Source organism: Sphingobium psychrophilum, from assembly GCF_012927105.1.
GTDB classification, from domain to species: domain Bacteria; phylum Pseudomonadota; class Alphaproteobacteria; order Sphingomonadales; family Sphingomonadaceae; genus Sphingobium; species Sphingobium psychrophilum.
In genome coordinates, this window is sequence record NZ_JABBFV010000031.1 from 24,389 (window position 1) to 31,913 (window position 7,525).

Sequence of the window (7,525 nt, forward strand, 5' to 3'; positions counted from 1 at the left end):
ATTATGACCATGGAAACCACGATAGACCCTCGGGTCATTCAACAAGCCGCCGAAATGCTGCGTGGAGCTGCGACAAGCGGAACACCCGTGGCGCCGGTTCGCGATCTCATTTCGGCGGGCGGGGTTGATGCTGCCTATGCCGTGCAGGAGGTCAATACCCGGCACTATGTCGACAGCGGACGAAGACTGGTAGGCCGCAAGATCGGCCTCACTTCGCTTGCGGTCCAGCGGCAGCTTGGCGTCGACCAGCCCGATTACGGCATGCTGTTTGCCGATATGGACGTGCCCGAAGGCATACCGATCTCGCTCAATCAGGTGATCCAGCCCAAGGTCGAAGCCGAGATCGCGATTGTCATCGGTCGCGACCTGCCGCATCCCGATCTGACGACCGCAGAAATGATCCGCGCGGTTGAATATGTCGTGCCGGCCATCGAGATCGTCGACAGCCGGGTGGCCAATTGGGACATCCGCATCTGGGACACCGTGGCCGATAACGCCTCGAGCGGGCTGTTCGTGCTGGGCGCGGTTCCGCGCAAGCTCGATGGGCTCGATCTGCGTGAATGCGGCATGGTGATGGAGATCAAGGGCGAACCCATTTCGGTCGGCGCTGGTATCGCCTGCCTGGGCAGCCCGATCACCGCAGCATTGTGGCTGGCACGGGTCATGGCGCGGGTCGGTCGGCCGATGCTTGAAGGCGACGTGATCCTGTCTGGTGCGCTCGGTCCGATGGCCGGGGTAAACCGCGGCGATGTCGTCGAGGCGAGAATCAATGGAGTTGGAACAGTTCGCGCAGAATTCGCCGCGGACGGCAACTGAGGATTGGATGAAAGGCAAGCGTATGCCCAAGATGAAATGTGCGATCATCGGCTCAGGCAATATTGGTACTGACCTGATGATCAAGATGCTCAAGGGTTCGGATGTGCTCGAACTCGCTGCGGTGGTCGGCATCGACCCAGCATCGGAGGGGCTGGCGATGGCCCGCGAGCGCGGTGTGACGACCACCCATGAGGGGATGGACGGGCTGCGTAAGCTGCCGGTTTATCCGGAGATCGGAATCGTCTTCGATGCAACCTCGGCTTACGCCCACAAGGAGCATGATGCCGCGCTGCAGCAGGACGGGAAGCTGGTCGTCGACCTGACGCCGGCTGCTTTGGGGCCGTTTTTCGTGCCCCCGGTAGGAAATGTGCTCGACAGCAGCGTCCGCAACGTGAACATGGTCACCTGCGGAGGCCAGGCTACCATCCCGATCGTAGCCGCCGTCGCGCGCGTTACTCCGGTCCATTACGCTGAGATTGTCGCATCGGTTTCATCGCGCTCGGCGGGACCGGGAACACGCGCCAATATCGACGAATTCACCCGGACCACGGCCAAGGCGATCGAGATCGTCGGCGGTGCGGGCCGCGGGCGTGCGATCATCATCCTCAATCCGGCAGAGCCGCCGATGATCATGCGCGACACGATCTTCACGCTGACCGATCAGGTCGATGAGGACCTTATCCGCCAGTCGGTTCTGGACATGGTGGAGACCGTTCAGTCCTACGTCCCCGGCTATCGCCTCAAGCAGGAAGTGCAGTTCGAACGGTTCGGCTCGAACCGGCCCCTCAAGATTCCTGGCTATGGCGAGTTCGACGGTCTCAAGACCAGTGTTTTCCTCGAGGTAGAGGGGGCGGGCGATTACCTGCCAAAATATTCCGGCAACCTCGACATTATGACCGCTGCGGCCAAGGCGGCCGGCGAGCGGCTTGCAATGCAGAACCTAGAAGAGGTGGCAGCATGACCTTCAACCCTGAAACCGACAAGCTTTACATCCAGGACGTCACGCTGCGTGACGGGATGCACGCCATCCTCCACATGTACGGCACCGACAGTGTCCGCACGATCGCCAAGGCCCTGGACGATGCCGGTGTCGACGCCATTGAAGTGTCGCACGGCGATGGTCTCAACGGCACGTCATTCAATTATGGCTTTGGCTCCCACACCGACTGGGAATGGATCGAGGCGGCAGCCGACGTGATCAAACGGGCGGTGCTGACCACGCTGCTGGTGCCTGGCATCGGCACTGTCGAAGAGCTTCGTCGCGCTTACGCATTGGGTGTTCGCTCGGTACGAGTCGCAACCCATTGCACCGAAGCAGACGTTGCCAAGCAGCATATCGGTATCGCCCGCGATCTTGGTATGGATGTATCGGGCTTTTTGATGATGAGCCACATGATCGACGCCGAGGCGCTGGCCCAGCAGGCCTTGCTGATGGAAAGCTATGGCGCACACTGCGTCTATGTCACCGACAGCGGCGGGGCGCTCGACATGGACGGTGTGCGCGATCGGCTGCGGGCTTACGAACGCGTTCTCAAGCCAGAAACCCAGCGCGGCATGCATGCTCACCACAATTTGTCGCTCGGAGTCGCGAATTCGATCGTTGCCGCTCAGGAAGGCGCCGTACGGATCGATGCCAGCCTTGCAGGCATGGGGGCAGGGGCGGGCAACGCCCCGCTCGAAGTGTTCGTTGCTGCGGCCGACCGAAAGGGCTGGAAGCATGGATGCGACGTGATGGCACTAATGGACGCAGCGGAAGATCTGGTCCGTCCACTTCAGGATCGCCCGGTGCGGGTCGACCGCGAGACGCTGAGCCTGGGTTATGCCGGTGTCTATTCAAGCTTCCTTCGTCACGCGGAAAAGGCGGCCGAACAATACGGCCTCGACACCCGCGAAATTCTGATCGAGCTGGGTAAGCGGCGTATGGTTGGCGGGCAGGAAGACATGATTGTCGATGTTGCGCTCGATCTCGTTTCTGTGCGGGCAGCATAGGCGATGGCAATGAACAAGATTGAACGTTACGCGGAAATTCTGGACAGCGCGGCGCTTCATGCGCGCGCAACGCCCCAACTCACGGATACCGAACCCGATCTGAGTGTGGCAGATGCCTATCTGGTGCAGAAGCTGTCGGTCGATCGTCGCCTCAGCCGCGGTGAACGCCGAATCGGAGTCAAGATGGGTCTGACGAGCCGGGCCAAGATGCTGCAGGTCGGGGTCGACGAGGTGGCATGGGGCCGCCTGACCGACGCGATGCTGATCGAGGAAGGCGCGTCGATGTCTCGCGCACGTTTCGTTCACCCACGGGTTGAACCGGAAGTGGCCTTCCTTATGAAGGCACCGCTTTCCGGAAAGGTCACAGCGATGGAGGCGCTGGCGGCGGTCGAAGCGATTGCTCCGGCAATGGAAATCATTGATAGCCGGTACGAGAACTTCAAGTTCGCTTTGTCCGATGTTATTGCCGACAACACCTCGTCCTCTGGCCTTGTGATCGGACAATGGAACGATCCGGCCAAGGATTTCTCGAACCTCGGGGTTATTCTCGAAATCGACGGCCATGTGATCGAGGTCGGTTCGACTGCAGCTATTCTCGGCCATCCCTTGCGGTCGTTGGTCGCCGCAGCGCGACTTGTCGCTGAAGGCGGAGAAGAAATCTCAGCAGGCGACATCGTGATGGCAGGTGGCATCACCGCCGCTCCCAATCTCGCGCCCGGTCAAACCGTCCGCACGAGTATCCAGGGGCTTGGTGCCGTAATGTTTCAGGTGGAGGCGTGAATGCCAATCATCGAGGTCAACATGCTCGAGGGTAGATCGACGGACGACAAAGAACGGCTGATCCAAGCCCTGACCGATGCTGCCATCACTTCGATTGGGGCGCCGCGTGAATCAGTTCGCATTATCTTGCGCGAGATGCCGAGCGGCCACTTCGCGGTCGGCGGACAGTCCTTTGCGGCGAAAGCGGCTGCAAAGGCAGCTGAGAAGGTATAGCGTGACAACCGGGCTGCACCGGATCCGGATCGTCGGCGGCGGAGAGTTCAGCTGCGGTGAGGACGAGCGGATCTTGCTTGCCATGGAGCGATGCGGATCGAGCGATATCGGCGTTGGTTGCCGTGGCGGCGGGTGCGGAATTTGCAGGGTCAGGGTGGTCGGCGGAGATTACACGACCGGTAAGATGAGCGTGGCGAAGATTTCGGAGACCGAGCGTGCGGCGGGCTTTGCCCTAGCCTGCAGAGTGTTTCCGGTGAGCGACCTTTTGATCGAAGTTGGATGAATTCTAAGGAGAGATGCAATGGCTACACAGTTGAAAAGTGGTACTAACGAGTACGGAATTAAGAGTGAATACGGTCACTTTATCGGCGGCGAGTGGATTTCCAGTGATAGCGGAAAGACGATCGACCTGATTAACCCTGCCACCGGGGCGGTGCTGACCAAAATCCAGGCTGGCAATGCCAAGGATATCCAGCGCGCAGTGGCCGCCGCGAAGGCTGCTTTCCCGAAGTGGGCGGATAGTTCGGCCGCCGAACGCCAGGAAATTTTGATCGAGGTCGCGCGCCGACTCAAGGCACGGCATCAGCATTACGCGACGCTCGAAACGTTGAACAACGGCAAACCGATCCGCGAATCGATGCATTTCGACATGCCCCAGGCAATCGGCCAGTTCGAATTGTTCGCGGGCGCTGCGTACGGCCTCCATGGCCAGACCATGGATTATCCCGATGCCGTCGGCATCGTTCATCGCGAGCCGTTGGGGGTCTGCGCGCAGATTATCCCGTGGAACGTTCCGATGCTGATGATGGCCTGCAAGATCGCGCCCGCGCTCGCTTCGGGTAACACGGTTGTGCTTAAACCCGCCGAGACGGTCTGCCTTTCGGTGATCGAATTCTTCGTGGAAATGGCCGATCTTCTGCCCCCCGGCGTGATCAACGTGGTCACCGGCTATGGTGCCGACGTCGGAGAGGCGCTTGTGACTCATGAGGACGTCCGCAAGGTCGCCTTCACCGGTTCGGTGGGGACAGCCCGTCGGATCATGCAGTATGCATCCACCAATATCATCCCGCAGACGCTGGAACTGGGCGGCAAGTCCGCGCACATCGTCTGCGCCGATGCCGATATCGATGCCGCGGTCGAAAGCGCCACGATGTCGACCGTGCTCAACAAGGGCGAGGTTTGCCTGGCCGGATCGCGACTGTTCCTGCACGAGTCGATCCAGGATGAATTCCTCGCCAAGTTCAAGGTCGCACTCGAAGGCATTCGCCAGGGCGACCCGCTCGACTTCGCCACACAGCTCGGCGCGCAGGCGTCCCAGATGCAGATGGACAAGGTCGTAAGCTACCTCGAACTGGCGACGGAAGAAGGCGCCAACGTTCTGACCGGCGGCAGCCGCAACGACAAGCTTGCCGATGGGAACTTCATCAGGCCGACGGTCTTTACCAACGTCAACAACTCGATGCGTATTGCGCGTGAAGAGATCTTCGGCCCCGTTACCAGCGTGATTAGCTGGAAGGACGAAGACGACATGATGAAGGTGGCGAACGATACCAATTACGGCCTAGCCGGTGGTATCTGGACCCGCGACATTGCGCGCGCGCACCGCATGGCACGCAAGCTCGAAACCGGCACGGTGTGGATCAACCGCTACTACAATCTGAAGGCCAACATGCCACTCGGCGGCTACAAGCAGAGCGGGTTCGGTCGTGAGTTCAGCCATGAAGTGCTCAACCACTACACCCAGACCAAGTCGGTCGTGGTGAACTTGCAAGAAGGTCGCACCGGGATGTTCGATCATTAATCCCAGACTGATCGATAACCGGAGGCGGAGGAGAGAAAATTGTCTAACAGGCTTGATGGACAGGTGGCGCTACTTACCGGTGGCGCCACCGGGATCGGGGCGGCGGTGGTCGCGCGTTATATTGAGGAGGGCGCCAAGGTTGGCGTCCTGGTCAAGGACGATGAGCAGGTAGAACTCGTACGTTCGCGGCATGGGGACAGCGTGGTGGCCGTGGCGGGAGACGTGCGTTCCTATGCAGACAATGCCCGCGCCGTGGCGGAAACCGTGGCGGCTTTCGGCAAGCTCGATGTATTTGTCGGGAACGTTGGGATCTGGGATTTTATGGTCCCGCTCGAACAGCAGGATCCCGAGCAACTCGGCAAGGTCTTCGACGAAATCTTCGACGTCAACCTGAAGGGTTATTTTCTTGGTGCCCGCGCCGCCATCCCCGAACTCAGGAAGGTTAAGGGAAGCATCATTTTCACGGCCTCGACCTCGAGTTATTATACCGGAGGCGGCGGCACGCTATACGTCGCCTCTAAGCACGCAGTACTCGGGCTGATCAAGCAACTGGCCTGGGAACTGGCACCCGAAATCCGGGTTAACGGCGTTGCACCGGGAGGGACCCGGACCCCACTCAGCGGTACTCAGACGGGTGGCTTTGCAGAAATGAAGATGGAACAGATGCCCGGGCTTGACGAAATGATTTCCAGCATGACCCCGCTCGGGCGGATAGCCGAACCAGCCGACCATGCTGGTCTTTACGCGCTTTTGGCTTCGCGCCGGGACTCTTCGTACATGACTGGCACTGTGCTGCTCAGTGATGGCGGTAGCGGAATCGGCAATCGTCCTGATGGTTGAGTACTCTGCACTCAGCCAGGGTCATTAAAAGGCCCATTGACGTCATAGGTTGAAAAGCGGCAAACTCGTAGAACGGATCCGGAACGGACTGCGCGATTGACTGTTGCTTTCCGCTGTTCGAATGATGTGAGCAGGCGGGCCGGAAACGACAATGTCGGTGTTAATATCTGGGGGCGACGAGGATCTCGCCGGACGTCAAGGAGACCAGTGAGCAGTAAGATCGCGCCAATGAGCATCGCCAGGCGAACGCGTGGCGATTTAACCCCTCGCATTCATGACGGTGCCGTATTTGGTCGCGTTTGGCACCCGACGGCACTGTCGGCTTGATCAAGGCGAGCGTGTCGGCTGCGCCTGTTGCATCGCTGGTGGTCGAGAGGCTTGCAAGGTTGATGGACGGGGTTGAGGCTTTCGGCGGCGCGGCCGCGTCGGCTATGCCGGAGTGGGCCTGAGCGCGAGGGCGATAGACCGGAAGAGGGCGGCGTCGGGGCAGGCGGATGCGAACGCAACCCGGATGCGTGAGGCATTCTTGATGACGCGGGCGGCGACCTGGAGCAGCCGCACGCGCAGCGTCGTGAACTCGGCGGTGGCCAGAGTGGTGGTATTGGGCGCGGTGGCCTTGGGGATTTCCTGCGGGATGCGCCACATCAGCCAGAACGCGGCGGTGTTGTCAATGGCACTGTAATTTTCCCCGGAACGGGACTCTCCCGCAATTTTGGTGCAGGTGTCATGCCATGATACGCGCCCGGAGTAGGTCGAGGCCAGCCCGGCCGTACATGGAACGCTTGATCAGCTTGAGCTTGTTGATCTTGCCTTCGACCGGTCCAGTGCTCCACGGTAAAATCAATGCGGCGCGCACCGCATCGATATCGCGCCGGAGGCCGCGCGCGAACGAAGCGATGGCGCTTCCAAGTGCCTGGGCGAGCCATGGCTCGAACTCTACGGCTTCGCGTCCGATCAGTATGGTGCGTATTTCGTAAAAACGGGACATTCGTTTCGCTAAATCGCGGACAGCGGTTTCGCTAATTCCGGGACAGCTGGAGGTGTGTTTTCCGTTTGCCTTGTTGAAGTCGGGTTGGCTGATCGCGC

The 7,525-nt window shown here is 60.2% G+C and carries 9 protein-coding genes and 1 pseudogene; 8 read left to right on the forward strand and 2 right to left on the reverse strand.

Annotated elements, in window-relative coordinates; all coding sequences use genetic code 11:
• Nucleotides 1–3: 3 nt before the first annotated feature.
• From HHL08_RS23115 to hcaB, 8 genes are read left to right on the forward strand one after another with little or no spacing between them, the layout of a single operon-like run.
• Complete coding sequence (locus tag HHL08_RS23115; protein WP_169575281.1) at nt 4–816, forward strand: fumarylacetoacetate hydrolase family protein; 813 nt, start codon at nt 4–6, stop codon at nt 814–816.
• Between the two features lie 22 nt (nt 817–838).
• Complete coding sequence (locus tag HHL08_RS23120; RefSeq protein ID WP_169575285.1) at nt 839–1,777, forward strand: acetaldehyde dehydrogenase (acetylating); 939 nt, start codon at nt 839–841, stop codon at nt 1,775–1,777.
• Complete coding sequence (gene dmpG, locus HHL08_RS23125; protein ID WP_169575282.1) at nt 1,774–2,805, forward strand: 4-hydroxy-2-oxovalerate aldolase; 1,032 nt, start codon at nt 1,774–1,776, stop codon at nt 2,803–2,805. The genes HHL08_RS23120 and dmpG overlap by 4 nt, the downstream gene beginning before the upstream one ends.
• A 9-nt stretch (nt 2,806–2,814) precedes the next feature.
• Nucleotides 2,815–3,585: a 2-keto-4-pentenoate hydratase gene (locus HHL08_RS23130; protein ID WP_043152431.1), complete on the forward strand. Its 771-nt coding sequence runs from the start codon at nt 2,815–2,817 to the stop codon at nt 3,583–3,585.
• On the forward strand, nt 3,586–3,798 hold the full coding sequence (locus tag HHL08_RS23135) for a 2-hydroxymuconate tautomerase (RefSeq protein WP_043152433.1): 213 nt from the start codon (nt 3,586–3,588) through the stop codon (nt 3,796–3,798). It begins immediately after the preceding gene.
• Between the two features lies 1 nt (nt 3,799).
• Complete coding sequence (locus tag HHL08_RS26040) at nt 3,800–4,081, forward strand: 2Fe-2S iron-sulfur cluster-binding protein (protein ID WP_141249587.1); 282 nt, start codon at nt 3,800–3,802, stop codon at nt 4,079–4,081.
• An 18-nt stretch (nt 4,082–4,099) separates the two neighbouring features.
• The gene (locus HHL08_RS23145; protein WP_043152435.1) at nt 4,100–5,599 is read left to right on the forward strand and encodes an aldehyde dehydrogenase family protein; all 1,500 of its coding nucleotides are present in this window, start codon (nt 4,100–4,102) and stop codon (nt 5,597–5,599) included.
• A 39-nt stretch (nt 5,600–5,638) separates the two neighbouring features.
• Nucleotides 5,639–6,439 carry a 3-(cis-5,6-dihydroxycyclohexa-1,3-dien-1-yl)propanoate dehydrogenase gene (gene hcaB / locus HHL08_RS23150; RefSeq protein WP_043152437.1) on the forward strand — a complete coding sequence of 267 codons (801 nt, stop codon included), beginning with the start codon at nt 5,639–5,641 and terminating at the stop codon, nt 6,437–6,439.
• A gap of 429 nt (nt 6,440–6,868) precedes the next feature.
• On the opposite strand, the pseudogene HHL08_RS23155 reads toward hcaB, so the two are convergent.
• Together HHL08_RS23155 and HHL08_RS23160 are read right to left on the reverse strand one after the other, a co-directional pair.
• Nucleotides 6,869–7,138, reverse strand: a pseudogene (locus HHL08_RS23155) (transposase); the annotation flags it as partial.
• A 25-nt stretch (nt 7,139–7,163) separates the two neighbouring features.
• The coding region (locus HHL08_RS23160) for a transposase (RefSeq protein ID WP_169575283.1) at nt 7,164–7,525 on the reverse strand (362 nt) is incomplete at its 5' end.

Excerpts from the sequence above, each read along its gene's own strand:
- HHL08_RS23115 (WP_169575281.1), top strand. The coding sequence starts at position 4 with ATGACCATGGAAACCACGATAGACCCTCGGGTCATTCAACAAGCCGCC.
- HHL08_RS23120 (WP_169575285.1), top strand. The coding sequence starts at position 839 with ATGCCCAAGATGAAATGTGCGATCATCGGCTCAGGCAATATTGGTACT.
- dmpG (WP_169575282.1), top strand. The coding sequence starts at position 1,774 with ATGACCTTCAACCCTGAAACCGACAAGCTTTACATCCAGGACGTCACG.
- HHL08_RS23130 (WP_043152431.1), top strand. The coding sequence starts at position 2,815 with ATGAACAAGATTGAACGTTACGCGGAAATTCTGGACAGCGCGGCGCTT.
- HHL08_RS23135 (WP_043152433.1), top strand. The coding sequence starts at position 3,586 with ATGCCAATCATCGAGGTCAACATGCTCGAGGGTAGATCGACGGACGAC.
- HHL08_RS23145 (WP_043152435.1), top strand. The coding sequence starts at position 4,100 with ATGGCTACACAGTTGAAAAGTGGTACTAACGAGTACGGAATTAAGAGT.